This is a genomic window from Oleisolibacter albus, from assembly GCF_003336875.1.
Lineage (GTDB): Bacteria > Pseudomonadota > Alphaproteobacteria > Azospirillales > Azospirillaceae > Niveispirillum > Niveispirillum album.
In genome coordinates this window covers 38,560-64,952 of the sequence record NZ_QGNJ01000021.1, presented here as the reverse complement: position 1 = coordinate 64,952, position 26,393 = coordinate 38,560, and the positions used below count along the sequence as shown (strand labels likewise).

22 protein-coding genes and 1 pseudogene are annotated in these 26,393 nt (G+C 66.6%); 11 read left to right on the top strand and 12 right to left on the bottom strand.

The features are described from left to right. On the bottom strand, positions 1-153 hold a 153-nt coding region (locus tag DK368_RS19980; protein ID WP_420818913.1), incomplete at its 3' end, for an S-adenosylmethionine synthetase N-terminal domain-containing protein. Between the two features lie 314 nt (positions 154-467). Here DK368_RS19980 and DK368_RS19975 point away from each other — a divergent pair. Together DK368_RS19975 and DK368_RS19970 are read left to right on the top strand one after the other, a co-directional pair. Further along, on the top strand, positions 468-1,358 hold the full coding sequence (locus DK368_RS19975; protein WP_205028319.1) for an alpha/beta hydrolase: 891 nt from the start codon (positions 468-470) through the stop codon (positions 1,356-1,358). Between the two features lie 187 nt (positions 1,359-1,545). Continuing rightward, positions 1,546-3,102, top strand: a complete 1,557-nt coding sequence (locus tag DK368_RS19970) for a carboxylesterase/lipase family protein (protein ID WP_240002586.1) — start codon at positions 1,546-1,548, stop codon at positions 3,100-3,102. 8 nt (positions 3,103-3,110) lie between these two features. Here DK368_RS19970 and DK368_RS19965 read toward each other — a convergent pair whose 3' ends face one another. Continuing rightward, entirely contained in the window at positions 3,111-3,305 is a 195-nt protein-coding gene (locus tag DK368_RS19965; protein WP_114395745.1) for a hypothetical protein, read from the bottom strand. A 290-nt stretch (positions 3,306-3,595) separates the two neighbouring features. Here DK368_RS19965 and DK368_RS19960 point away from each other — a divergent pair, with 290 nt between their 5' ends. Next, positions 3,596-4,612 (top strand): sugar kinase, encoded by a 1,017-nt coding sequence (locus DK368_RS19960; protein ID WP_114395744.1) that lies wholly within the window; start codon positions 3,596-3,598, stop codon positions 4,610-4,612. Positions 4,613-4,652: 40 nt separating this feature from the next. On the opposite strand, the gene DK368_RS19955 is transcribed toward DK368_RS19960, so the two are convergent. Genes DK368_RS19955 through DK368_RS19940 form a run of 4 tightly spaced genes read right to left on the bottom strand, consistent with a single transcriptional unit; the run spans position 4,653 to position 9,058 of the window. Then, entirely contained in the window at positions 4,653-5,885 is a 1,233-nt protein-coding gene (locus DK368_RS19955) for a glycoside hydrolase family 88/105 protein (protein WP_205028317.1), read from the bottom strand. Between the two features lie 4 nt (positions 5,886-5,889). Continuing rightward, positions 5,890-7,224, bottom strand: a complete 1,335-nt coding sequence (locus tag DK368_RS19950; protein WP_114395742.1) for an ABC transporter substrate-binding protein — start codon at positions 7,222-7,224, stop codon at positions 5,890-5,892. Between the two features lie 5 nt (positions 7,225-7,229). Further along, positions 7,230-8,168, bottom strand: coding sequence for a carbohydrate ABC transporter permease (locus DK368_RS19945; protein ID WP_205028315.1), 939 nt, complete (start codon positions 8,166-8,168; stop codon positions 7,230-7,232). Beyond that, positions 8,165-9,058, bottom strand: a complete 894-nt coding sequence (locus DK368_RS19940) for a carbohydrate ABC transporter permease (protein WP_114395741.1) — start codon at positions 9,056-9,058, stop codon at positions 8,165-8,167. The genes DK368_RS19945 and DK368_RS19940 overlap by 4 nt, the downstream gene beginning before the upstream one ends. Positions 9,059-9,443: 385 nt before the next feature. Between DK368_RS19940 and DK368_RS19935 the strand changes: the two genes are divergently transcribed. The 3 genes from DK368_RS19935 to DK368_RS19925 all read left to right on the top strand — a co-directional run bounded on the left by DK368_RS19935 (position 9,444) and on the right by DK368_RS19925 (position 13,962). Continuing rightward, the gene (locus DK368_RS19935) at positions 9,444-10,946 is read left to right on the top strand and encodes a UxaA family hydrolase (RefSeq protein WP_114395740.1); all 1,503 of its coding nucleotides are present in this window, start codon (positions 9,444-9,446) and stop codon (positions 10,944-10,946) included. Further along, positions 10,943-12,433 (top strand): mannitol dehydrogenase family protein, encoded by a 1,491-nt coding sequence (locus tag DK368_RS19930; protein WP_240002585.1) that lies wholly within the window; start codon positions 10,943-10,945, stop codon positions 12,431-12,433. The genes DK368_RS19935 and DK368_RS19930 overlap by 4 nt, the downstream gene beginning before the upstream one ends. Positions 12,434-12,537: 104 nt before the next feature. Next, complete coding sequence (locus tag DK368_RS19925) at positions 12,538-13,962, top strand: exopolysaccharide biosynthesis polyprenyl glycosylphosphotransferase (RefSeq protein WP_114395738.1); 1,425 nt, start codon at positions 12,538-12,540, stop codon at positions 13,960-13,962. A gap of 110 nt (positions 13,963-14,072) precedes the next feature. Here DK368_RS19925 and DK368_RS19920 read toward each other — a convergent pair whose 3' ends face one another. Beyond that, complete coding sequence (locus tag DK368_RS19920; RefSeq protein ID WP_193552323.1) at positions 14,073-14,828, bottom strand: metallophosphoesterase family protein; 756 nt, start codon at positions 14,826-14,828, stop codon at positions 14,073-14,075. A 233-nt stretch (positions 14,829-15,061) separates the two neighbouring features. Between DK368_RS19920 and DK368_RS19915 the strand changes: the two genes are divergently transcribed. Both DK368_RS19915 and DK368_RS19910 read left to right on the top strand, forming a co-directional pair. After that, a complete protein-coding gene (locus DK368_RS19915) occupies positions 15,062-16,462 on the top strand; it encodes an O-antigen ligase family protein (RefSeq protein WP_114395737.1) in 1,401 nt (466 codons plus the stop codon). A gap of 96 nt (positions 16,463-16,558) precedes the next feature. Then, positions 16,559-17,188 carry a hypothetical protein gene (locus tag DK368_RS19910; protein WP_155524653.1) on the top strand — a complete coding sequence of 210 codons (630 nt, stop codon included), beginning with the start codon at positions 16,559-16,561 and terminating at the stop codon, positions 17,186-17,188. A gap of 116 nt (positions 17,189-17,304) precedes the next feature. Here the strand turns inward: DK368_RS19910 and DK368_RS22345 are convergent, their stop codons facing one another. The 3 genes from DK368_RS22345 to DK368_RS19895 are packed head-to-tail and all read right to left on the bottom strand — an operon-like array spanning position 17,305 to position 20,901. Beyond that, entirely contained in the window at positions 17,305-17,970 is a 666-nt protein-coding gene (locus tag DK368_RS22345; RefSeq protein WP_155524652.1) for a hypothetical protein, read from the bottom strand. 47 nt (positions 17,971-18,017) lie between these two features. After that, entirely contained in the window at positions 18,018-20,246 is a 2,229-nt protein-coding gene (locus tag DK368_RS19900; protein ID WP_162306117.1) for a polysaccharide biosynthesis tyrosine autokinase, read from the bottom strand. Positions 20,247-20,271: 25 nt separating this feature from the next. Continuing rightward, the gene (locus tag DK368_RS19895; RefSeq protein ID WP_240002584.1) at positions 20,272-20,901 is read right to left on the bottom strand and encodes a polysaccharide biosynthesis/export family protein; all 630 of its coding nucleotides are present in this window, start codon (positions 20,899-20,901) and stop codon (positions 20,272-20,274) included. Positions 20,902-21,299: 398 nt separating this feature from the next. On the opposite strand from DK368_RS19895, the gene DK368_RS21535 reads away from it, so the two are divergent. Further along, positions 21,300-21,446, top strand: a complete 147-nt coding sequence (locus DK368_RS21535; RefSeq protein ID WP_155524651.1) for a hypothetical protein — start codon at positions 21,300-21,302, stop codon at positions 21,444-21,446. 30 nt (positions 21,447-21,476) lie between these two features. Beyond that, positions 21,477-23,324: pseudogene (asnB, locus tag DK368_RS22155) on the top strand (asparagine synthase (glutamine-hydrolyzing)); the annotation flags it as partial. Here the strand turns inward: asnB and DK368_RS19885 are convergent. Together DK368_RS19885 and DK368_RS19880 are read right to left on the bottom strand one after the other, a co-directional pair. Next, positions 23,268-24,329 carry an NAD-dependent epimerase/dehydratase family protein gene (locus tag DK368_RS19885; protein ID WP_155524650.1) on the bottom strand — a complete coding sequence of 354 codons (1,062 nt, stop codon included), beginning with the start codon at positions 24,327-24,329 and terminating at the stop codon, positions 23,268-23,270. The pseudogene asnB and the gene DK368_RS19885 sit on opposite strands and share 57 nt — an antisense overlap. Before the next feature lie 8 nt (positions 24,330-24,337). After that, positions 24,338-25,129 (bottom strand): WecB/TagA/CpsF family glycosyltransferase, encoded by a 792-nt coding sequence (locus DK368_RS19880; RefSeq protein WP_114395731.1) that lies wholly within the window; start codon positions 25,127-25,129, stop codon positions 24,338-24,340. Between the two features lie 109 nt (positions 25,130-25,238). Here DK368_RS19880 and DK368_RS19875 point away from each other — a divergent pair, with 109 nt between their 5' ends. Next, positions 25,239-26,393 (top strand): glycosyltransferase, encoded by a 1,155-nt coding sequence (locus DK368_RS19875; protein ID WP_114395730.1) that lies wholly within the window; start codon positions 25,239-25,241, stop codon positions 26,391-26,393.

Below are 26,393 nucleotides of genomic sequence, written 5' to 3'. Positions count from 1 at the left end.
CGGGTCCTGCGCCAGGAACAGATCAACCACCGCATCGGAAATCCGGTCGCACACCTTGTCCGGATGACCTTCGGACACGGATTCACTGGTGAAAATGTAATTCTGCTTCGGCACGGGTCTAGCCTCGATGATTCTGGAGCCGCATTTCGTCATGGCCGGTCGGACACGGTGACGGGTTAGACTGTAATCCCCCAACGGCAAAGAGCCGTCAAGTATAGACCGCCGATTGCTGTTCTGTCCGGTCATAAGTCTTTACAACCGGGGTGGGGACTTCATCCAAATCCTGCCTGCGGTGGAAAGGCTTGCCCCCCTTCTTCCCCTGCCGCATTCTCCATGAAAAAATGAAAGGGAGGAAAACCGAGATGGAGCAGCCTGTATCCCCGTCGATTCGGCGGCGGGCTTTGCTGCGCGGCGGCGCTTTTGCGGCCGTGGCCGGGTCACTGCCTGCGACGTCCGCGACCTTTCCGTTGAGCGGTCCCGACCCGTTGGAAAGTCTGGCCCTGTGGCCCAATGAACCGCCAGGGCCGACAACACGATCGCTCACCCAGACCACGGTCGACCGTGAGAATCCCTGGAACCTGCGCGACCGGGCTGTGCGTCAGGTAACCCGGCCGACCTTGACCGTTTTCCGGCCCGACCACCCCAATGGCGCGGCCATGCTGCTGATCCCGGGTGGCGGCTACGCCCATGTGGTCGTGGACAAGGAGGGTTTTGAGACCGCCCGCTGGCTGTCCGGGCGGGGTGTCACCGTCTTCGTCCTGCTTTACCGGCTACCAGGCGATGGTTGGGCGGCCGGCCCCGACGCGCCCTTGCAGGATGCACAGCGGGCGTTGCGCCTGATCCGGCGCCGCGCTGCTGCTGACAGCCTCGATCCCGCCCGTATCGGTGTCCAGGGGTTCTCCGCCGGCGGCCATCTGGCCGCCCGTCTGTCCACGCGCTTCGAAGACCGGGTCTATGCGCCGGTCGATACTGCCGACTCGGTCTCCGCCCGGCCGGATTTCGCCTGTCTGGTCTATCCCGTGATCCTGATGGGCGGCCCAGCGGCGCATCCCGGATCGGCCCGTGCCATGCTGGGGGAAAGTCCGTCGGCGGACCGCATTGCGGCCTACGCCGCTGACACCGGTGTCAGCTTGAACACGCCCCCGACCTTTCTGCTGCACGCCATGGACGATAAAGCCGTGCCGGTGGAAAACAGCCTGTCCATGCTGGCCGCATTGCGTCGGGCTGGCGTCCAGACCGAAGCGCATCTGTTCGAAGAGGGCGGCCATGGCTTCGGCCTGCGTGGCCTCGAAGACCGCCCTGTCGCCGCATGGCCACTCCTGTTCCATGACTGGGCAAAACGGCGACAGCTGTTCTAGCCGAACCGATCCCAGGGTTGCCCCGCATCAGAATTGCCACCGGTGGCAGGTTTGACGAGGCGCATTATCGCCGGCTGGCCGCGACCGGGCTGGCTCCCCAGCTTCAAGCGAAAGACCCGAGATGAGCGTTGCTGCCCCCGCTTCCACGCCGGACTCCGCAAGCACCGGAATCAGCCGGCGAACGGCTTTGCAAAGCGCAGCCGCCGGGCTGATCCTGGCGACCGGCGCGCCGGCCCTGGCCCGGGCACCCGACCCGGTGGCCGTAACGCGCGCCGGCAAGGTCCGCGGCATCACCGCGGATGGCATCCACTGCTTCAAGGGGGTCCGCTACGGCGCCGATACCGGCACCCGCCGGTTCCAGCCACCACTGCCGCCGCAGCCCTGGAGCGATGTGCGCGACGCCTTGGATTACGGTCCGGCATCTCCCCAGTCACGGGCGGATGTGCCGGTTTCGGAGGATTGTCTGTTCGTCAATGTGTGGACACCCGGTCTGGCCGATGGCGCCAGGCGGCCGGTCATGGTCTACATCCATGGTGGCGCCTATAATCATGGCTCCGGCAGCAGCCCGCTCTATGACGGCACCCGTCTCTGCCGCCGCGGCGATGTGGTGGTGGTGACGGTCAATCACCGCCTGAACGCCTTCGGCTATCTCTATCTCGCCCGCCTCGGCGTTCCGGACGCCCTCAAGGCATCCGGCAATGCCGGCATGCTGGATCTGGTCCTGGCCCTGCGCTGGGTCCGGGACAATATCGCCGCCTTTGGCGGCGATCCGGGCAATGTCATGCTGTTCGGCCAGTCCGGTGGCGGCGCCAAGATCGCCACCCTGATGGCCATGCCGGCGGCCATGGGCCTGTTCCACCGCGTCGCTACCATGAGCGGACAGCAGGTGACGGCCTCGGGTCCGTTGAATGCAACCCGGAGAACGATGGCGTTCCTGAATGCCCTTGGGCTGCAGCCGGATGAGACGCCACGGCTTTTGACCCTGCCGCAGGACAGGCTGCTCGCCGGCCTGTCCACCACCGATCCGGTCATCGGCAGCGGCCCGCTTTATTTCGGGCCGGTTCTGGATGAGCGCAACCTGCCACGCCACCCCTTCTATCCCGATGCCCCTGCCCAGTCCGCCGATATCCCCATGATCATCGGCAATACCCGGGACGAGACGCGGAACCTGATCGGCGGGTCCGACCCCAGTACTTTCGATCTGACCTGGGAACAATTGCCGCTGAAGCTGGCACCGGCCATGCGGGTCGACATCGAGCCAGAGACGGTGGTGAGCGTCTATCGCCGTCTCTACCCCCATTACAGCCCCAGCGATGTGTTCTTTGCCGCGACCACGGCGGGCCGGTCCTGGCGCGCCGCCGTCATCGAGGCGGAATTGCGGGCCCAGCAGGGCGCGCCGGCCTTTGTCTACCAGCTGGACTGGCCGTCTCCCCGGGATGGCGGCAAATGGGGCGCCCCGCACATGCTGGACATTCCCCTGGTCTTCGACAATTGCGACAAGCCCGGCTCGATCACGGGCACCGGCAGTGACGCGCACCGGGTGGCAACACAGATGAGCGAGGCCTTTATCGCCTTCGCCCGCAGCGGCGATCCGAACTGTGCCGCCATCCCCCGCTGGCAGCCCTATACGCTGCCGGATCGGGCGACCCTGGTCATCAACACGCGGTCCGGCCTTGTGGCTGATCCGCGCGGTGACGAACGCCGGCTGTTCGCCAAGGTCCCGTTCATCCAGCAGGGAACGTGATGGCTGTGTCAGCCGCGGCCCTGATTGCCGGTGGCGAGGGTCGGCCGGTCGAAACTGATGTCAGCCACCGCCGCCGAAGCCGACAGGACACGCTTCAACCGCTCGGCCAGGCTGTCCGCCACCGCCCCGGTCGGACGGACCGGCTGGGACTTCGTCTTGCCCACTGTCTTCCGCACCGTCAGGTGCACATTGACCGTCTTCATTGCCCAATATCCCCGGCGCACAGGCTGCGCCCGTTCTGGAAGACCTTGAGCATCCCATCCCCCCGATGTTTGTGATTATCAAGACGCGACGCGGCGGTGATTCCGCCATGTTGAGATAACGAGGCAGGCAACGACATCGGACATTCCTGACGACTCAATCACGATATGACACCGGTAGCAATGGCGCAGTCCGGGCAAATGCGCTATCTCTTCGGCGACGCCGGATCAAGCACCGGGACGTGAAGAATTTGTTGCGACTGCCCGTAACCGGCCCAGGGAGGAAGAGACATATGGACGCAAAGGTGGTCTGCTTCGGAGAGCTGTTGCTGCGACTGACGGCTCCTGGACGCGAATTGCTGCTGCAGAGTCCGCAGCTGCAGACCTGTTTCGGCGGAGCCGAGGCCAATGTGGCTGTGTCGCTGGCGCGGCTCGGGCAGCGCGCGGCCATGGTCAGCACCCTGCCGGACAACGCCCTGGGAGCCGCCTGTCTGGGCGAGCTGCGCCGCCATGGGGTCGATGTCGGCGGTGTCCGCACCGGGGCAGGCCGCATGGGCCTGTATTTCCTGCAGGTGGGAGCGGTGCTGCGCCCCTCCGACATTCTCTATGACCGGGCGGACAGCGCTTTCGCCCTGGCCGATCCGGCCGGCTATGACTGGGATCATCTGCTGCAAGGGGCGACATGGCTGCATCTGTCGGGCATCACGCCGGCGGTCAGCAGCCGGGCCGAAGCCGCTGCCATGGCCGCGATGGAGGCCGCCCGCACCCGCGGTCTGACCATCTCCTTCGATGGCAATTACCGGCCGAAGCTGTGGCAGGCCCGCGGCGGCGATGCCGCGGCCATCCTGCACCGGATGGCCGCAGCCGCCGACCTGATCTTCGGCAATGAGCGGGATGTGGCCCTGCTGTTGGGCCGCGACTTCTCCGCCCTGCCGCCGGATGCCCGTTTCCAGGCCGCGGCCGGTGCCGCCTTCGACGCCTTCCCCCGGCTGCACCGGCTGGTGTCAACCACCCGTGGCCATGCCAGCGTTGATGACCAGTCCCTGGGCGGGCAGATGGCGACCCGCAGCGGTCTGGTGCGTGCAACGCCCAGGGATCTGTCGGGAATCGCCGATCGCATCGGCGGCGGCGATGCCTTCGCCGCCGGCCTGCTGCACGGGTTGCTCCGCGGCTTCAATGATCAGACGGCGTTGGACTTCGCCGTGGCCGCCGCCTGCCTGAAGCACTCCATCCCCGGTGATGCCAATCTGGTATCGGAGGCCGACGTGCAGGCGCTGCTGGAGGGTGCCGGCCTGGATGTGCGGCGCTGACCAGCGCCGCAGCAACCGCGCGACGACGCGGAGCCGGGGTTCACACGCCCTGCACCGCCTCGGCCAGGGCCATGAACAGGGCGCCGACGCCTTTCGGATCGTTGGCCACCACCCGCTCCGACACATAGTAGTCGTAACTGCCGTCGCGGTAAGGCGTGTTGCCCAGCCCGGCCACGCCGCAGATGCCACCCAGCGCGTCTGCACGCAGATGGCGGTCGATCACGGCCTGCACCGCCGTCTGGCCCAGGGTGGCATAGCGCGGCGCCAGCACCCCCAACCGCGTCCCCTTCAGCAAGGCATAGGCGATCATCAGGCTGGCGGAGCTTTCCTCATAATTGCCCGTCGCCCCGCCATGGGTCGCCACTTGCCACCACAGGCCGGCCGGGCTGCGCACCGTCTCCAGCGCCGCCGCCACCTCCACCAGCAGGTCGGCCAGCGGCTCCAGCCCGTCCATCCGCTCCCCCGGCCAGGGTTCCAGACAATCCACAATGGCCATGGCGAACCAGCCCATGGCCCTGGCCCAGACATGGGGGGAACGCCCGGTTTGCGGATCGCTCCAGCGCTCAGCCCCCCGTTCATCCCAGCCATGGACGTAGAGGCCGCTGGCCGGGTCGCGCAGGACCTGCCGCACGACAGCGAACTGGGCCAGCACATCGGCCAGCCGGGCCGCCTCGCCGGTCAGGCGGGCATAGGACACCTGGAATGGCTGGGCCATGTAGAGCCCGTCCAGCCAGACCTGCCAGGGATAGATGGCCTTGTGCCAGAAATTGCCCGACCGGGTGCGGGGATGTCGGTCCAGCTGCGCCCGCTGGCGGTCCATGGCGGCGCGGTAACGCCCGTCACCGGTGGCGGTGAACAGGGGAAACAGCACCTTCCCGGGATTGATGTTGTCGATGTTGAATTCGTCCGGGTCATAGCCCCGGATGCCGCCATCGGCGGCGATACGGTCCGATACGGCCCGCTCGACGAACCGGAAGAGATCGGTCCGGCCGGTGGCCTGGAACAGGTCCAGGCAGCCCTTGAAGATACAGCCATCCTCATAATTCCAGCTCTCCTTGTACGGCGTCCAGCGGGCGAGATAGCCGGTGAGGAACGGCTCCACCTGGGCGCCGAAGGCGGACAGGGTACACACAGCGGCGGCTGCGGGACGGGGCTGGGACACGGACACGATCTCCACTGGCTCGAAGCAGATCGGCGGGCGGCCGTCCCCGGCCAGATCCTGGGCGGACATGGTCCGGCGAAGCCCGGGGGACTGGTGCAAGGACGGCGTCATGGCGTCACCGGATGACCCGGGCGAGGATGGCGTTGATGTCCTCATCCATGCGTTTGCCGGCCTCCTCCGCGTCGATGCGGCCATAGCCCAGCGCCTCGAAGATATCCTGAAAGCCGTCACGCACGCGGGCATGTTCAAACCAACCGGTCAGCGCAATGGTGCGGGGCAGACCGGCGATCTGCTGCCGCCCTTCCCAGGCCAGCCCATGCAGAAGCCCCTCCTGCCGCAGGGCGGCCACGGCGGCGGCACTCTCCGGCACGCCACGGCGCAGTCCGAGAATGTGGGCCGCCTCCGGATCGTTCATCAGGAAGTCCAGCAGCAGAGCCGCTTCACGCGGATGCCGCGTCTCCCGGTTGATGGCGAACAGCATGGCCGGCTTGTAGAGCAGCCCGGCCGAAGCTGCCCCCGGCAGCAACGGATAGGGGGCCAGCACCACCTCCTGCCCCGGTTCCAGCGTGTCCACATATTTGCCGATGGCACTGGTCCACTGGTAGGTGCCGGCATAGCGCCCGGTGATCCAGGGCCGCATCTCCTGCGGCGGCACATTGCCGTAGGCCGCCCGTTCACGCGCATCGGGAATGACATGGTTCTCGACCATGCGGGTGTAGAGGCGGGCGATGGCCACCATGTCGTCTCGACTGAGCGCCAGCCGCCCCGCCGCCTCATCGATGAAGGGCCGGTTGCGGTGCTGCACGATCCAGCTGTAGGCGATAGCCGTCAGATCCTGGAAATTGACGTCCAGCGGGTAATAGTCCGGCCCCAGGCGCTGGCGGAAGCGGGGGCCTGCCGCCATCAGCTCGTCCCAGCTGCGGGGCACGGTCAGGCCAGCCTTGTCGAAGGTGGTCTTGTTGAACCAGAACAGTCGCGCCGCCATGTTCAGCGGCAACCCGTTGAGATGGCCCTGGATGGTGGACATGGCCAGCGCATCACGGTCGAACCCGTCCAGGCGCAGCGTGCCGGCCAGCCGGTTCAGGTCATAGAAGCCCCGCCCATCGCGGGAGAACAGTTTCAGCCAGTTCCAGTTGATCTGCATGAGATCCGGCGCCGTGCCGCCGGCGATCTGGGTGGTCAGCCGTTCCAGATGCCCGGCCCAGCCGGTGTATTCCGCCTTGACGCGGATATGGGGGTGGCGCCGCTCGAACAGGTCCAACGCCTTCAGTTGGGCCCGATGGACGTCGTTGCCGCCCCACCAGGACATACGCAGTTCAATGGGGGGCGTGTCCATGGCCGATGGCAGAGCCACCGGGGGCTGTGCCGTGGGTGAGGCCGTCTGTGACAGTGCCGGCCCGACCAGCAGAAGGAACAGGGCGGACAGCAGAACCGACAGGATATTCGGCATGGGCGTCACCCCTTGACCGCGCCCGCGGTGACACCGTCGATGAAATGGCGCTGGGCCAGGAAGAACACCAACAGCGACGGGACCAGGGCGATGGTGGACATGGCCAGCACCTCGTTCCAGGCCGTGGCTTCGGTTACGTCGATGGCCATCTTCAAGGCCAGCGCGACCGGATACTTCTCGACGCTGGAGAGATAGATCAACGGGTAGAGAAAGTCGTTCATGCTCCACATGAACTGGAACAGGGCGACAGAGATCACCGCCGGCATCACCACCGGAGCCACGACATAGGCAAGGATCTGCATGCTGTTGCAGCCGTCAATCATGGCGGCCTCTTCCATGTCCGGCGGAATACCGCGCAGAAACTGGATGACCATGAAGACGAAGAAGCCCTCGGTGGCGAAGGCGCAGGGCACATAGAGCGGCAGGAAGCTGTCCAGCCAGCCAAACTGCCGGAACATCAGATATTGCGGGATCAGCAGCACGCTTTTCGGCAGCAGCACCGTCGCCATCAGCAGGGCGAACCACAGCCGCTTGCCCGGAATGGCGAAGCGGGCGAAGCCATAGGCCACCAGCACCGAGGAGACGGAAGTCAACACCACCTTGGGAATGATGATGGCGAAGGTGTTGGCGAAATAGGTGGTGAAGCTGTACTCGGTCCCGGTCTGCCAGCCGCGGGCAAATCCATCCAGCGTCGGAGCATGGGGCCAGAGGCCGACGGAGGTGAAGATCTCATGGTTCGGCTTGAAGGCGGCCGACACCATCCACAGCAGCGGATAGAGCATCACCAGCCCCACCGCGGTCAGCACGGCATAGCGGAGCAGGACGTTGACGCGTCCGCGTTGGGCGGTGCGGCCCGCCCGCTGGACCATGACCGGGCGCTTCCGGCCGGGCGCGGCCGGAAGCGCGGAGCCCAGGCGCTGGCTGTGGATCTGCCCGGCGCTCATGTCCGCTCCCCCCGCTCGCCGCCATAAAAGACCCAGTAGCGTTGCGAGCCGAAAGCCAGGGCCGTGAACAGGGCCACGATCAGGAACAGCGTCCAGGACAATGCACTGGCATAGCCGACATTGAAATATTTGAACGCCTCGTCATAGATCATCAGCGGCAGCAGATAGGTGGACTTCAATGGTCCGCCGCCGGTGATGATGTAGGGGCCATTGAACTCCTGGAAGGCCTGGACGATCTGCATGACGAAGTTGAAGAAGATCACCGGCGTCAGCAGCGGCAGGGTGATGGTGAAGAAGATGCGGGCCTTGCCGGCTCCGTCCACCGTTGCCGCCTCGTAAAGATCGGTGGGGATGGTCTGCAGTCCGGCCAGGAACACCACCATGGCCGAGCCGAACTGCCACAGCCGCAGCAGCACGATGGTGGTCAGGGCATAGGCGGGATCGCCCAGCCAGTTGACCGCACTGATGCCCGCGGCCCCCAGTGCCTGGTTGATCAGCCCGTCACCGGCGAAGACGTAGCGCCAGAGCACAGCGATGGCGACGCTGCCGCCCAGGATGGAGGGGATGTAATAGGCGGTCCGGAACAAGCCGATGGCCCGCAGCTTGAAGTTCAGCACAAAGGCGATGAACAGGGCGAAGGCCAGTTTCAGCGGGACCGTGGCGAAGACATAGAGCAGCGTCACTCCCAAGGCATGGCGGAAGGTGCGGTCGCCCACCATCTGCCGATAGTTCTCCAGCCCAATGGCATGGGCTGCCGAAACCGGGTCCTGCAGCTGGTAATCGGTGAAGCTGAGCAGCAGCGACGAGACGAAGGGGAACAGGGTGAACATCACCAGTCCCAGCAGGAAGGGCGCGATATAGAGCAGTCCCGTGATCCTGTTCTCGTACATGGCCCCCTCCCCATGCAGCCCCTGCTCTCGGCGGAGCCTTCTTTCAACACGGCTGCCCCGTGCTGACGACCGTGCGCAGCCGCGACGCCCCGGCACCGGTGCCTGCGAAGGGGATATGACAGGGACCTGTTGTCGAGCGGGACTTTGGTCGTGGGCACCCCCATCCGCGAACCCGCCCGGTAAACCCTGATCCTCCCTTGCGCCACCGCCCGCCGTCTTTCCACGGTCTTTCGCGGCAGTTGCGTCTTAATGGTTTTGACTGTAACGGTAACCGGTGTCATTTACAACAGGGTTCCTGCCGCCGGCCGTAGAAATGACTGGCGGACAAAAAGAGCCCTCGCCCATGGCTGGACCGCCCGTGGGCAATCGGGAGGGAAGACGCTGCATGACCATCCACGCCGCCCCCACCGGGCCGGCCCTGCGCATCGACCCGCGCGACGATGTGGCCGTCGCCATCTGCCCCATCGCTGCCGGCGAGCAGGTGACGCTTGGCGATGTCCAGGTGACCGCGACGGCCGAGATCCCGCGAGGCCACAAACTGGCGCTCCGCCGGATCCCCGTCGGGGTCCCGGTGCACAAATATGGCTGGCCGATCGGGCTGTCCACGCGGGAAATCGCCCCTGGGGACCATGTCCACGCCCACAATGTGCGCACGCGCCTGTCCGGTACGCTGGCGTACCGGTACCAACCGGATATCCCGACGGCGGCGACGGCGGCCCCCGTCCGGCCGGGCTTCCTCGGCTATCGCCGGGCCGATGGGCGCGTCGGTACCCGCAACGAGATCTGGATTCTGTGTACCGTCGGCTGTGTCGGCCGCACGGCGGAACGCATCGCCACGCTGGCGGCGGAACGCTTTGCCGGCCGGGTGGACGGCATCCACGCCTTCCCCCACCCCTATGGCTGCTCGCAGTTGGGGGACGACCTGTCCCATACCCGCGACCTGATCGCGGCCCTGGCCCGGCATCCCAATGCCGGCGGCGTGCTGATCCTGGGGCTGGGCTGCGAATCCAATCAGCTTGACCGGCTGCTGGACCAGATCGGACGTGACAGCCGCATCCGTGCCTTCACCGCCCAGACGGCGGCGGACGAGGTCGAGGACGGGCTTGCCGCGGTGGAGGCCCTGGTTGCCCAGGCCGAGCAGGATCGGCGCAGCCCCTGCGCCTTCTCCGATCTGGTCATCGGCCTGAAGTGCGGCGGCTCAGACGGGTTCAGCGGCCTGACAGCCAATCCACTGGTGGGGCGCATCGCCGACCGGCTGGCCCTGGCCGGCGGTACACCGGTACTGGCCGAGATCCCCGAGATCTTCGGAGCAGAGGAACTGCTGATGCGGCGGGCCGCCGACCAGGCGGTGTTCAACAGCATTGTCGGACTGGTCAATGGCTTCAAGCAGTACTTCCTGGAGCACAACCAGCCTGTCTACGAGAACCCGTCCCCCGGCAATATCGCCGGCGGCATCACCACGCTGGAGGAGAAATCCCTGGGTGCGGTGCAGAAGGGGGGCCGGACAGCCGTGACGCAGGTGTTACGCTATGGGGAGCAGATCCATCGTCCGGGTCTGGCCCTGTTGGAATCCCCCGGCAACGATGCCGTCTCCTCCACTGCCCTGACAGCGGCCGGCGCCACCCTGCTGTTGTTCACGACGGGCCGCGGTACGCCGCTGGGGTTTCCCGTGCCGACACTGAAGCTGGCCTCAAACCCGGACCTGGCCGCCCGCAAGCCGCACTGGATCGATTTCGATGCCGGCATGCTGCTGCAGGGCCAGACCATGGAGCAGGCGGCCGATGCCCTCCAGACCCTGATCCTGACCACCGCCTCCGGCCAGCCAACCCGCAACGAACTGGCCGGCCAGCGCGATATCGCCATCTGGAAGAATGGAGTGACCCTGTGACCGCTTCCCGGCCCGGCATATCGGCGCCACGCCTGTGCAACGGCACCCTGCCCCGCCTTCCGGCATCCATGATCCGCCCGGCTTACGACCGCACGGCGGCGGCTATCGGCATCGTGCATTTCGGACCCGGCGCCTTCCACCGTGCCCATCAGGCTGTCTATGTGGACGACCTGCTTGCCCATGGCGGCGACTGGGCCATCAGCGGGGTCTCCCTGCAGAGTTCCGGCGTGCGCACAGCGCTGGCACCGCAGGACGGGCTCTATACCCTGGCGATCCTGAACGAGACGCCGTCCTGGCGCGTGATCGGCAGCTTGAAGGAACTGTTGGCGGCGCGGGACGATCCGGAGCCTGTCCTGCGCCGGCTGGCCGATCCCGCCACCCGCATCGTCACCATGACGGTGACGGAGAAAGGCTACTGCCTGACCGCTGGTGGCGACCTGGATGCCGCCCATCGCGACATCCGCCGTGATCTGGCGGCGCCGGAGAGGCCGGTCAGCCTCATCGGCTATCTGGTGGAAGGCCTGCGCCGACGCCGCGCGGCGGGGCTGCCCCCCGTCACCCTGGTCTCCTGTGACAATCTGGTGGACAATGGCACCCGGCTGCGTCAGGCCGTCATCCAGTTCGCCGGCGAGCACGACCCCGCCCTGGCCCGCTGGATCGGCGAGCACGCCACCTTTCCCAACACCATGATCGACAGCATCACGCCGGCCACCGACGATGCCCTGCGGGCGCGGGCGGCGGCGGCCACGGGCTTGACCGATGCGTGGCCGATCCAGCGCGAGGCCTTCAGCCAATGGGTGGTGGAGGACCGCTTCTGCAATGGCCGCCCGGACTTCGCCGCCGTGGGCGTGACCCTGACCGGCGATGTCGCCGCATTCGACCGGGCCAAGCTGCGTCTGCTGAACGGGCCGCATTCATCCCTGGCCTATCTGGGCCTGCTGGCCGGGCATGAAACGGTGGCCGATGCCATGGCCGATCCGGTCTTCGCCCGCTTCCTGAACCGGCTGATGCGGGAGGACATCCTGCCCACGGTGACGCCGCCGGCCGGCTTCGACCTGAACGCCTATATCGACGCGATCCTCCACCGGTTCGCCAATCCCGGCATCCGTCATCGTCTGGCGCAGATCGCCTGGGACGGGTCGCAGAAGCTGCCCTTCCGCCTGCTGGGCACGGTGGCTGACCGGCTGAAGGACGGGGCGGATATCCATCGGTTGTGTCTGCCGGTGGCAGGATGGCTGCATGTCCTGCGCGGCACGGCGGCCAGCGGCGCGACACTGGTCGATCCGCTGGCCGACCGGCTGTTGTCCATTGCCCGGCGCTGCGGTGCCGGGGTGGACGCGGATGTGGCCGGGTTCCTCGCTGTCGATGGCATCTTCCCTCCGTCCCTGGCCGGAAACGCCACCTTCCGCCGCAGCCTCGCCCACGCCTATGCCGTGCTGGGCCGCGCTGGACCGACAGCGATCCGTCAGGCCCTGGCAACGGCCTGACGGTCGGCATTTTCTACAAAAAGTCGAAAATGTTAGACAAATAGCACGCCCCAGATATAAGGTTGCGCCATCCACATCATCACCCCTTGGTTGCGCAGCAAGCAATGGCGGGCATCTCAGACATCACGGCGCAGCCTCCGGCTGCCGCCACGCCGGCCTTACCGGCCCGGTACACCTGGTCACCGCAGATCCTGACGCTGCTGAACCGGCTGACCGACATGCTGTTGCTGATGCTGGCCGCGGGACTGGCGGCCTGGCTGCGCTTCGGGACGCTCGTCCATTCATCGGACCAGGGGGTGATGGTCGCCCTGGCCCTGCTGCTGCATCTGGGGGTGGCCGGCCCGCTCAACGCGTATGATGACGCCAGGGGACGGGGGCGCGCGTGGCATCTGGGACGCTTGCTCGGCGCCTGGAGCCTGACGATCGCCGGCTTGATCGTTCTCTGCTATGCTAGCAAGACCGCGGATGACACGTCACGGCTGTGGATGTTCTCCTGGTGGCTGGTGGGGTGCGTGGCCCTGGGCATATCACGGCTGGGCTTTGAGGCCATACATGGCTGGGCCCTGGAACGCGGCCTGCTGCACCGCCGGGGTATCCTGATCGCACCGGCGTCGAATTGTGCCGATCTGGTGCAGGTCCTGCACGGGTTGGACCCACAGCTCACGCTGGACACCATCCCCCTGGCGGGGGACGCCGACCTGCAGCAGGCTGCCGACGGCATCGTCGAGGGCTGTGCGCGGCAGCCGCTGCATTGTGTGATCCTGGCGCCGCCCTTGGACAATATGGCGGCCTTCGACGCCTATGTTCAGACCTTCCGCTTCCTGCCGGCGGAAGTGCTGGTGGCCCCTCCCCTCTGTACATTGTGCCGGACGCTCAATACCGCCCGTGGTCGTGGCATGCCGGTCATGGAGGTGGTGGCCCGGCCGCCCCTGACAGAGATGGAGCGGCTGGTCAAGCGCATGACGGATCTGATCTGGGCCGCGCTCCTGCTGCTGCTGTTCAGCCCGCTGATGCTGCTGATCGCCCTGGCCATCCGTCTGGACAGCCCAGGCCCGGTCTTCTTCCTGCAGGAGCGGGTCGGTTTCGGCCGCGCGCATTTCCGGGTCTGGAAGTTCAGGACCATGACCTGGGAGGCGTCCTGCTCCGGCAATGTGACCCAGGCGGTACCTGGGGATTCGCGGGTGACCCGGGTTGGGCGCATCCTGCGTGCCAGCAGCCTGGATGAGTTGCCGCAACTGCTGAACGTGCTGCGCGGTGACATGTCCCTGGTCGGCCCCCGGCCCCATGCCATCGCCCATGACCAACTATTCTCGCAGCAACTCCGCCGCTATATGGCCCGCCAGCGCGTCAAGCCGGGCATAACCGGCCTGGCCCAGGTCAGCGGCAGCCGCGGCGTGGTCCACGATGCCGAAGAGTTGAACCAGCGTGTCGAACTGGATCTGATCTATGTGGAGAACTGGTCGCTGATGCTGGATCTGAAGATCCTGCTGCGGACGCTGCTGGTGGTGTTCAAACTGGATGCCTACTGACCCGTGCCGGCCTGTCGCTGGCCCGCCGGCCAGGCCCCATCCGAAGGCCAGCCCCCCACAGCGCCGGCGGTCCGGGGCAGATTATACGGAAACGACGGACAAGGCGCGGATCAGGTATGGAGGAAGCGGCGCTCCTGACCTTCCAGCACCAGGGCCGTTAGCCGGCCGGTGGCGAAGGCGCCGGTATCGATGCCGATACGGTTGTCGCGCACGTCCGGCCATTCCGTCATGCTGTGCCCATGGACCACCATGGCCCCGTGTCTGGCCCGGCTCTGTAGAAACGGATCACGTATCCACAACAGATCCGCCTCGCTCTGCCGCTCCAGCGCCACACCGGGCCGGATTCCCGCATGGACGAAGAGGTAATCCCCGACATGGTGCTGAAGGCGCAATCCTGACAGAAATGCCAGATGTGCCGGCGGCAGCCGCTGGTGCAATGCGGCTTGCAGCGCGCGATAATCGCCCGGCCGCTGCACCAGATCCGGCGGTACACCGTAGCTCAACAGGGTGGCGTCTCCACCAAAGGCCAGCCAGTTCCGTCCGACGGTACGGTCGGTCAGGAAGTCGAGCAGGGCTGCCTCGTGATTGCCTTTGAGAAAGACCGGGGCAGCATCCAGATCCAACCTCTGGAGCACGTACTCGATGACCCCGGCCGACTCCAGACCGCGATCGATATAGTCGCCCAGGAAGACCAGATGGGTCCGCCCGGAAAATCCCGCGGCATCGGCAGCGATCCGCACCAGCAGACGCTGGAGCAGATCACAGCGGCCATGGATGTCACCGATGGCGTACAGGCGGAGACCGGGGGGAACCGCAGGCAACATCCGCCAGGACGGACGGAGGAACTGCCGCAGACGGGTCAGCATGATCCCTCGCTTCGCCCTTGGGATCGGATGCGCGGGGACCCGAGACGGGCGCAGCCAGAACAGGCTTCAACACAGCTTGATGGCCCAGGGCAGTGATGGCTCGCCGCCAAGAATGTTGCGCCATAGGGGAATTCCATGCCATCACCCACAACACAACGTTTCATCCATGATGGAAGAGGTACCCTGCCGCTCCACGGGGCAGCAAGGAAAACCGCGGTGGCCCGGAGCTGCTGATGCCTGCCCTTCCCGTCCTGTGCCTGCTGCTGACCACCGGCCTGCTGCCCCTCGCCTTCGGTGGCGTGGGCGCCGCCGCCTGGAGCCTGTATGCGGCGGCCATCGGCACGCTGCTGGCCGTGCAGACCGTGTCCGGGGCATGGCAACGGACCGGGCGGGTGATCCCCTGGACATCACCCCAGCTGCGGACATTGTCGATGCTGGGAATGGGCTTCGTGCTGTTGGCTCTCTGGATCGCTGCGCAGGCCATTCCCGGCCTTCCCGGCATCCATCCCGTTTTCTCCCTGGCCGGCGACTATTTCCGGGGCGTGGGCCAGACCGGGCTGGCCCAGGCCGGAACCCTGTCCGTGGCCCCCGACCGGACGGCCGAGGCGCTCATCCGCTGGCTGGCCTATGGCTGCACCTTTCTGGCCGCAGCGGATCTGGCCCGGCAGCGGGAGCAGGCTTGGCGGCTGGTCCAAGGCACAGCCCTCATCGGCCTTGCCTATGCCGCCTATGGCATGTTGATGTACCTGGCCGGCATCCCCCTGGTGCTCTGGGTGGAGAAGACCGGTTTCCGGGATGCGCTGACCTCCACCTTCATCAACCGCAATTCCTTCGCCACCTATGCCGGCCTCTCCGCCCTGTGCTGGATGAGCTGGCTCCTGGCGGCTCTGCCCAGCACTGCACCGCATCTGCCGGCACCGGAGCGCAGGCTGCGGCTGATCCGGCATCTGCTCAACCGCTCGCTGCCGCTGGCGGTGTGCCTGATGTTGACGCTGTCCGCCGTACTGCTGACGAAATCGCGCGCCGGGATCGCCGCAACCCTGACCGGAATGATAGTGCTTGTGTTGGCCGATCTGGCCGCGCGCGGCCTGACAATGGCCCGGGCGCTGCGTGCCGGAGCCATCATTCTGGCCAGCCTCGCCGTTGTCGCGGTCAGTGCCGACGGGTTGGCCACACGGCTGCGCTGGCATGGCATCGCCGATCCGCTGCGGTCAGCCGCGGCAGACATCATGATCGAGGCCGTCCCCGATTCCCTCTGGACCGGAATGGGTCGCGGTGCCTTCGAGCCGGCATTCTCCCTCTACCGTGACACCCGTCTAGCCGCCCATTTTGACCGCGGACACCAGGATTATCTGGAGTTGCTGTTCGAGATCGGGCTGCCGGCAAGTCTGCTGTTGCTGGGGCTGAGTGTGGCCGTTGCCGTCAGTTGTATCCTGGGATTGCGGCGCCGGCAGCGGGACCGCACGCTGCCGGCGCTCGGGCTGGGGACGCTGGCCCTGGTCGGCGTGCATGCCCGCTTCGACTTCAGCCTGCAAATCCCGGCAGTCGCCGCCCTGCTGATGCTGATCCTTGGCATCAGTTGGAGCCAATCCTACAGGCAGCCGCGTCGCCGCCCCGCCGGAAACGGCGGCTGATCTACTTTTGGATGCATTTCATGTTGATTTTTCTCGGTCACAGCCCTATCCCAGTAGGGAAGTCAGCCGATCAGCATGCCCGGACGGAGACCCTGGATGGCAACGCCCTCGCGCTTCAAACGCTTTAGGCACCTGCTCCTGGCCGGTGTCGTTGCCCCGTTGGCGCTGGGAATGGCCACGGCGGCGGCTCAGACCAGCCCGCCCTTGTCACCACAACTGGCCAGCGCCATCCAGAATCTGGCCGGACTGAGCGGGGAGGCGTTGACGGCCGCCCTGCAGACGCTGGTCACAGCCAATCCCGATCAGGCGGCGGTCATCGCCGCCCAGGCCGCCATGGCCAATCCGGGAGCGGCGGCGATCATCGCCAGCACCGTCGCTGCCGCAGCCCCGGCGCAGGCGGCCCAGATCGCCACCGCCGTCGCGGTGGCGGTTCCCGCCCAGGCGGCACAGGTTGCGGCGGCCGTCGCCCAGGCGGCGCCCACCCAGGCCGCACAGATCGCCGCCGCGGTGGTCCAGGCCAATCCGGCCCTGGCCACGCAGATCGCAGCCGCCGTGGTGCAGGCGGTGCCCTCGCAGGCCGCACAGATCGCGACCAGCGTGGCCCAGACGGCGAATCTGCCGGTTGCCGCCGTTCAGGCCGCCGTGAACACGCAGACGGCGGCACCGCCTGCTCCGCCGCCCGCGCCTCCTCCGCCGCCGCCGCCGCCTCCGGCGTCGCCCACCTGAGACCGATCCTTCGGCCCCCCGGTGGGTGTTCCGCCGCTGGACGCGTCAGGCCCGGATCTGTCCGGGTCACCGGTGACCGGCTGGCGGTATGATCCGACAGGAACGCGGCAGCAGGATCACGGCAAGGGGGTGGCCAGAAGGCGGGCCAGCTGCCCCAGGTCGGGCGGCGTCAGTTGATCATGCAGCAAGGACAGATGCCCGTGCTGCCGCAGCAGGGCCACCAGCTGCACCGGCGCAAAGATCCATCCGGCCCGGATCTGCTGTGCCAGCAGCTGGCGATCATCGGCGCCCAGCAGCGATTCATGCGCCAACAACAAACCGACCCGCCAGACAACCAGCGTCGCCTCCGCCGGTGCCATGCTGATCGACAGGCGCAGGGCCGACAGGCTGGCGTCCCCCGGCCCTGAACGCCGCAGACGGGCAAAGGCCAGCGCCGCCCAGGCCGCAGTGTCCGCCGGTGCCGCCGACAAGCCCTGCTCCAGCCGCCCGATGGCCTCATCCAGCAAATGGACGGCCAGCACCGGGTCCGACGTCACCAGCGCCTGCCCCAACCGCAGCCTGCCCATCTGCTTCTGGTCGCTGGCGGAGCCGAGGCGCCGGCTCGTCTCGAACCGCTCGATCTCTGCCGGTGACAACGGCTGAAATCGCAGGACCGAAGGGACCAGCTCATCGCCGGGCAGACGGACCAAGGCGGGCCATGCGGCTGCCAGTCCGGCCACAGCCGTGACCAGGGCCAGGACCAATGTCCCGCAATACTGGTATAGCCGCAGCATCCTGGCCATCTTCACGCAACCACGAACAGACTCCTGAACACAATCAGAACAAAAGATCAGTTCTTGTAATATTCTCGATAGCGACCGTAATAATATCCATAATCTCCATAACCATAACGGGCATGTTTACGCAGATCAACCTGGGACAGAACCACGCCGGCCAGCGGCGCATTGCAGGCGCGCAGCTGCTTGATACCCGTGGCTACCATCTCACGCGCCGTCGATCCCCAATGGACGACATAGAGTAGTGCATCGGCGACCTTGGACACGGCCAGGGCATCGGACACGGCCAGCACCGGCGGCGTATCGATGATGATGAGGTCGTAGAGCGCCCGCGCCTGATCGACGAAACGCTCCATCTGCTTGGAAGCCAGCAGGTCCTGTGGATTGGGCGTACCGGGCGCCGCCGCGATCAGATGGGCGCCGGACAGGGCGTCCACTTGGATGGCATCGTTGACCTCGTGGCTCCCCGCCAGCATGTCGGACAGGGTTGCTGCGGCGGGAACTGCCGCCATTTTGGTGATCCGCGGCCGGCGGAAGTCGGCATCGATCAGCAGCACACGGCTTCCCGCCCTGGCCGTCGCCCGGGCAAAACACAACGACAAGGTGCTTTTGCCTTCCCGCGGAACCGTGGAGGTGATGACGATCACCTTGGGCGGATCATCGACATTGGTGTAATGCAACGCCGTCCGCAGAGACCGCAGCGCCTCGGAAAAGGAGGATAGCGGTTTATCGAGCACGTACTGCTCCGGCTTCTGCTTGGTGGCACGCTCGTTCAAGGCCGGAACCTGGGCCAGGACGGGAAGCGCCAGCGCACCCTCGACCTGTTCGGCGCCCCGGAACCCCCGGTCCAGCCGCTCCAGCATGAAGGCGGCCAGGAGTCCAAGGGCCAGACCGGCTGCCGTTCCCAACGCCAGAACCATGCTCTTCTTAGGAAAGGACGGACCGAGCGGCATGACCGCCGGGGAGATCAGCCGGGCATCGGCCGACTGCAGATCCTGCTGCTCGCTGGTTTCCTTGTAGCGATTGAGGAAATTCTCATACAGGACACGGCCGGCCTCCGACTCCCGCTCCAGTTCGCGCAGACGCACCTCGGCCCGGGCATTGCTGCCTGTCGCCCCTTGCAGGTCATCGAGGGCGGCACGGAGGCTGCTTTCCTTGGCCTTGGCCACCTCCACCTCATTGGCCAGCCCCTGAATGATGCGGCGCACCTCTTCGGCGATCTTCTGGCGCAGATCCTGCAACTCGGCCCGGACATTGATCATGGTCGGATGCCGGGCGCCATAGCGGTTCGACAGTTCCGCCTCCCGGCGGCGAACCTGGGACTCCTGCTCGCGCAGGCGCTGGATCAGGGGTGACGCCAGCACTTCGACCGCGCTGTCGATTGTGTCGCCGCCGCTGGCCACCCGCTGAGCAGCCCGCAGCCGGGCCTCCGCCTGGCTGCGCTCGGCACGGGCCAGAACCAGCTGCGAATTGATTTCCGACAATTGCTGGGCGGAAATTGTCGCCCCCCGCGACTGGATGAGGTTGTTGGCTTCCCGGTACTGCTGCACGGCGTTCTCGGCGGCACGCACCTGGTCGCGCAGCTCGGCCAAGCGGTTGCTCAACCAGTCATTGGCCCGCTTCGTCGCCTCGAACTTGGCTTCCAGCTGGTCGGTCAGATAGGACTCGGCATAGCCATTGGCGATGCGCATGGCCTTGACGGCCGTGCTGGCGGTGAAGCTCAGACGGATGGAATAGGAGCGGCCATCATTGTCCGCCGCCAATCCGGCGATGACCCGGTCGATGATGGCAGCCCGGATCAGATCGGCCTGCACGTCCGGACCGGGTGGCGGCGGATTTCCCGCCAGGGCCAGACGCCAGGAGGCCGGAATCCAGGCCAGCGGGCTGATCCAGTCCCAGATGCTGGGGGCCTGCGGCAGTACGGGGTTGAACTCGGGATCGGCGGCCAGACCCAGCCTGTCCACCACTTTCGACGCCAGTTGCCGCGACCGCAACACATCCAGCTCGCTGCGGACGACGGCCGCATCCGGCGGCAGGCCGGACAGCACCGATTCCACATCGACCACCTGGTTCTTGCGGATATCCAGCATCAGCACAGCTTCGGCCGTGTAGAGCGGCTTCAGTTGAAAGGCCAGAAGCAGCGACAGGGTGACGAAGCTGGCCACCACCGAAAGGATGACCACGCGCTGCCGGGACAGGATGCGGAGAATTTCAGGCAGATCAATGCCCTGGGATGCCTGTGCTCCCGAGTGGTCCTGGGGGGGCAGAAGAAGATCCGTCATCACCGGGGTCCGATTCTGGGACATGTCAGAAGAGCCGCTCGGGCACGCGGATGATGTCGCCCGGCAGCACGGACGATCCCTCCTGCGCCATGGTTTCCCTGCCGCTGTCACCGCCCCGGACAATGACGATCTGGTCCTTGCGCGCGCGATAGGTGTAGCCGCCAGCCACGGCCACGGCGTTCAGCACCGTCATGCCGTTGACATAGGGGTATTTCCCCGGCTCCTTGACTTCGCCCAGGATGAAGAAAGGCCGGTAGTTCAGAACCTCGATGCTGACGCGCGGATTGACGAGATAGCCGTCGGACAGCGCCTTGGCCACATCCCGCTCCAGATCGCGCGGTGTCTTGGCCACTGCCACGATCTCACCGATCAGCGGCAGCGACAGCGAGCCGCCGCTGTCCACCTCGAATTCTCCGGAAAGGTCATCCTCACCGAAGACGACGATCCGCAGCTTGTCGCCGGCCCCCAGCCTGTAGAGTGACTTCGCGTCCCCACCACTTGCCCCATCACTTGGCCCGCCCGCCGGTGCGCTGGCGGATGCCCCCGTGGCCACGGCATCCGCCGCTGCCTGCGCCGACAGAAACAGAAGTGACAAGGTACCGCCCAAGCCGGTCATAAGGGTACGTCGTCGCGACAGCAGATCGGAGGCGTCCATGGGCGATCATTCCGGAACATTTACCATATATACGTGTAGACCTACCTCAAAAAGGTCGATCCGTCAAAACATAGATCTACCCTTGGTTTTGGATGCCATGTACAACCCAACCCAGATCCAAGAAAGATAAGGACATGAATATACAATAAAATATGTCGCAATATCCGCGATATTTTGTTGACACTTTGTGATTTCAAAGAGAAAGCCCTTAGGTATTACTTCGGAAAAAGCACCAAGCAATTGCAATGCACCCCTCCGCAGGCCGAAACTAACCCGTTTGTTGTCTTGACTGCCGAAACAAAACCCTCTTCGCTCTATACCCTGAACTTACGGAGGCAGCGGCGGTGCGGGTCCTTGTTACGGGTTGCGCAGGTTTCATCGGCTCCTGCGTCGTGCGGATGCTGAGCGGACAGGACGGGATCACGCTGTGCAACCTGGACCAGCCGACCTATGTGGCCGGTCCAGAGACGGTGGCCGCGGCTGCCCCGCTGGGCAAGACCGGCTATGGCGCGTATCTGCACCGGGTCGCCGATGAACGCCCCTGATGAGGCGGCGCCCGCTCGGGCGGTTCGCTGATGTGTGGTCTTGCCGGTTTCCTGCCGCAGCCCGGCCCGGCCGGTGCCGTCGCCCGGCTCCTCGACCGTATGTTGACCAGCCTTGCCCATCGCGGTCCCGATGGCGAGGGTTCGTTTCTTGATCTGGATGCTGGGATCGCGCTGGGCCATCGGCGGCTGGCCATCCTCGATCTGTCCCCCGCCGGCCGACAACCCATGATCTCCCAGGACGGGCGCTGGGTTCTGAGTTTCGTCGGCGAGATCTACAATCATCCGGATCTGCGGCGCGCGCTCCAGGAGCAGGGGGTCCGCTTCCATGGCCATGCCGACACGGAGGTCCTGCTGGAGGCTGTCGCCCGCTGGGGCCTCGCCGCCACGCTCGACCAGTTGAACGGCATGTTCGCCATCGCCCTCTGGGATCGGCAGGCGCGGGAACTGGTCCTGGCCCGCGATCCGGTGGGCATCAAGCCGCTCTATTGGGGGCGCGTGGACGGCAGCTGGATGTTCGCGTCGGAGCTGAAGGCGATCCGGGCGGCCAGCCCGGCCAACCTGCCGCTGGACCGGCAGGCCCTGACCAGCCTGCTGCGGCGGGGCTACATTGCCGGACCCCGCAGCATCTATGCCGGCGTGGCCCATCTGCCGCCGGGACACTGGGTCCGGCTGGCACCGGGATCGCCGGACCCGCTCGAGCTGCGGCCCTTCTGGTCGCTGGAACAGAGTTCCGCCTGCACCGAACCCATGAGCGAGGCCGAGGCGGTCGAGGCGTTGACCACCACGATCAGGGCGGCGGTCCGGCGCCAGATGGGCGCCGACGTCCCTTTGGGTGCCTTCCTGTCCGGCGGGCTGGACAGCAGCACGGTGGTGGCGGCCATGTGCGAGGCAACATCGGAGCCGGTCCGTACCTTCACCATCGGCTTCGAAGGGGGAAGCGACGAACGTCCTGCCGCGGCGGCCATCGCCCACCGGCTGGGAACCGAACATCGAGACCAGCTGCTGACTGATCGGGATGCGCTGACCCTGATTCCGGCGCTGCCCGCGCTGTACGATGAGCCCCTGGCCGATCCGTCCCAGATCCCGACACTGCTGTTGAGCCGCTTGGCCAAGACCCGCGTCAGCGTCGCCCTGTCCGGGGATGGAGGCGACGAGTTGTTCGCGGGCTATCCGCGCTATGCCATGACAGCCGCCTTGTGGACGCGGGCGGCCCGCCTGCCGCGACCGCTGCGGCAGGCCGGTGGCGGGCTGCTGACGCGGACCCCCGCGGCGGTCCTGCGCCGCCTCCAGCCGCTTCTGCCTCACCGGTTGTGGCGCCGCAGTCTGCTGGACACCAGCCGTGCCGCCGCCGGCGTGCTCCAGGCCACGACGGCGGATCTGGCCTATGAGGCGGCCCTGCGGATCTGGCCGCGGCCGCACCAGGTCGTCATTGGCGCCGATCCGGAACCACCATTGCCGCTGCCCGGCCACACCCGTCCCTTCGCCGACCGTATGCGCCTGCAGGACATGACCTGGTACCTGCCGGACGATATTCTGGCCAAAGTGGACCGGGCCAGCATGTCCTATGGGTTGGAGGTGCGGGTCCCCCTGCTGGACCGCGCCGTCGTTGAGCTGTGCCTGCGTCTCCCCCCCGGGCTGGTGGACCCGGCACGCCCCAAGCATCTGCTGCGGCAGGTGCGGCAACGTCTGCTGCCGGCCGACCTCGTCCAGGCGCCTCCTCCCCTGCCGGGGGGCAAGAGTGGATTCAGCCCACCCGTCGGCATGTGGCTGCGCGGCCCGCTGCGAAGCTGGGCCGAGGACCTGCTGACCGGACAGGGGCTGTCAGCCGACGGACTGTTCCATCCCGCCCCGGTTCGCCGCGCTCTGGCCGAACATCTCGGTGGCCGGCAGGACCATGCCCAGCGGCTGTGGACCATTCTGATGGCCACCGCCTGGCTGCATCAATGGCGGGCGTAGGCCTGAATAATCAAGGGTGTGGCACAAACCCTGCTCCAGCACAGTCGAAGCCTGGACGCCGAGAAGACGGATGGCCCGCCGCGGATCACCCAGGGAACGGGCGATATCCCCCGCCCGGGCAGGACCGTGCTGGATCGGGCTGTCCGATCCGGTCAGGCGCCGCAGAAGCGTGGCCAGTTCAAGAATGCTGGTGGGACGGCCGGTGCAGACGGTGAAAATCTCGGCCACCGCCGCCCGGTGTCCGTGCAGACGTCCCATGGCGGCCAGCAGATGGGCCACAGCGTCACCGACATAGACGAAATCACGCAGGGCGCTGCCATCGCCATTGATGCGGAGCGGCTGCCCCTGGCGGGCACGGTCGGCGAAAATGGCGATGACGCCGGTGTAGGGCGAGCGTGGGTCCTGGCCGGGGCCATAGATGTTGAAGAAGCGCAGCCCGGCCGTGGGGACGTTGTGGATCAGGGCGGCGACCCGCCCGTGATACTCACAGCCCAACTTATCGGCGCCATAGGCCGACAACGGCCCCGTCTGCGACTCTTCGGACAGGGGCAGCACCGGATTGTCGCCATAGACGGCGGCCGAGGACGCATAGACCACCGGAACGCGTCCGGCCTTCGCCGCCGCATCGAACACGGTGATGCTGCCGGTCAGATTGGTACGATGGCAGCCCAGCCAGTCCTGATGGCCGCGTTCGACCGAGGCCACGGCGGCCAGATGGAAACACCCATCCATTCCCAGCATCGCCTGCCGTACCACCGCCCTGTCGGCCACATCGCCAAGAATGAGATCGGCACCCGGAGACACCGCGGGAGCCGACCCGGTGGAAAGATCATCGAGAACACGGACATGATGGCCACGCTCCAGCAGCGCCGCCACCAGATGGGAGCCGATGAAGCCGGCGCCCCCCGTCACCAGGAAGGAAGACATGCGGCACCTCAGGCCTTGGGCTGGGGCAAGCGGTGGCGCTCCGGCCGCTGCTGCACCGCCTCGACCGCCACGCCGGCCAGGAACCGCGGCACCACATGCAGATAGCGCGGCCCCAGCCGCCGCGGTTCGCAGGCCATACGATAGGCCCATTCCAGACCCGACCGCCGGACCCATCCGGGTGCCTCAGTGCGACGGCCGGTCAGGAAATCGAAGGCCGCCCCGACACCGAGTTGGACATTGGCGGCCAGTCGGTCGCGATGGGCGTCCATCCACAATTCCTGCTTGGGCGTACTCAACCCCACCCAGACGATATCCGCCCTGGCAGCGTTGATGGTCCGTATGATCCGCTCATCCTCCTGCACGGTCAGGTTACGATACGGTGGCGACAGGACGCCGGCGACCTGAAGACCGGGATATGCCGCCCCCAACCGTCCAGCCAGTTCCTCCGCCACACCCGGGGCGCCGCCATAGAAGAAATGGCGGTAGCCGTATCGGATCGAATCAGCGCAGAGCCGGCGCATGAGATCGCACCCCCGCACCTGCGCAACGTGCCTGTAGCCACGCCAGCGCAGCAATGCCGCCACGGGCCAACCATCGGGCACCACCAGCCCGGCCCGGGCGTGCAGGTCACGCAGCCACGGTTCATCCAGCCCCCGCACAATGCCGTGGGCATCGCGCACGCAGACGAAGTGGTGCTGTCCATCGCGCAGCCAGCCATGGATGACGTGGATGGCCCGATCCAGGTCCACCGCGCTGACGGCGGTGCCCAGGACTGACGTATTGATCACCGTCGCCGACATCGCACCACCATCACTTTTGGTTGCCCAACACAGCAATCTATACGCTTAAAACGGGATCTGTGCTATTGAGATTGTGTTTTGCTAAAATTTTAACGCTTTGGTGGTAACGATGAGGCTGCAATTCCTGGCGCCCCTTCCGCCGCCGGTCCATGGCGTGACCCAGGTCACGCTGCAGGCCTGGACCCATCTGCGGGACCGTCCGGGTCTGGCCGTGCTTGCGGTCGATATCGGACAGTCCGGCAATCTGACCGACCTGGGGCGGAACAGGCTGCGCAAGGCTTTGCAGCTGATTCGCAGCGCAGCCCGCCTGCTGGTGGCGCGGTGCCGGCGCGGCCCTGCCGACCTCAGCTACACGACCCTGTCGCCTTTCGGGTCTGCCCGGTTCCGCGACGGGGCCATCATCCTGCTCGGACGGCTGACGGCGCAGCGCTGTCTGGTGCATCTGCATGCAGAGGGGCTGGAGGCGATCCTGTCCGGACGCGCGGCCGGCGACCGGCTGCTGCGTATCTGCCTGCGGGGAACAGAGCTTCTGACCAGCGCCAGCCACAGCGCGCGGCGTGCCCGGGGGTCCGGCCGATTCGCCCGGATCTGGCCGGTTCCCAACCCGGCGCCCGATCCTGGACCGCCACCGGACCGATCCCCCGGCCCGCTGCGTATCCTGCATCTGGCCAACCTCATCCCCGGCAAAGGCGTGCAGGAGGTGATCGCCGCCCTGGCGCAACTGGCCGCGGCCGGCATCCCCTTCGAGGCCAAGCTGGTGGGCGCTCCGACAGCGGCCCTGACCCTGGATCGGGTGCGCGGGGCCGTGCGGCAGGCCGGGCTGGAGCAGACCGTCGCGGTGACAGGTCCCCTTTACGGCGCAGACAAGGAGCGGGCCATCGGCTGGGCCGACATCCTGGCCTATCCCAGCCGCCACGACCATACGCCGCTGGTGGTGATCGAGGCCATGGCGGCCGGAACGGTTCCCATCGTCTATGCCACCGGCGCTGTGGCGGATCTGCTGGGGCCGGCGCTTCAGGACAATGTCATTGCCGCCGGGTCACCACCGGACACCATCTCCCGCCAACTGGCGGCGCGGATCGCCTTTTATGCCGCCGCGCCGGACCGCCTGCGGACCGACCGGCTGGCCGCACGGCAGCGCTACTGCACCAACTATACACCCGGTCACTTCCATGCGGCCCTGGATCGGGCCGTGAACGGCCCCCGTCTGCCCGATACGGCCCCGGTGCCCTCATTTGATCGCAGCAAGATCGCAGGACGGTAG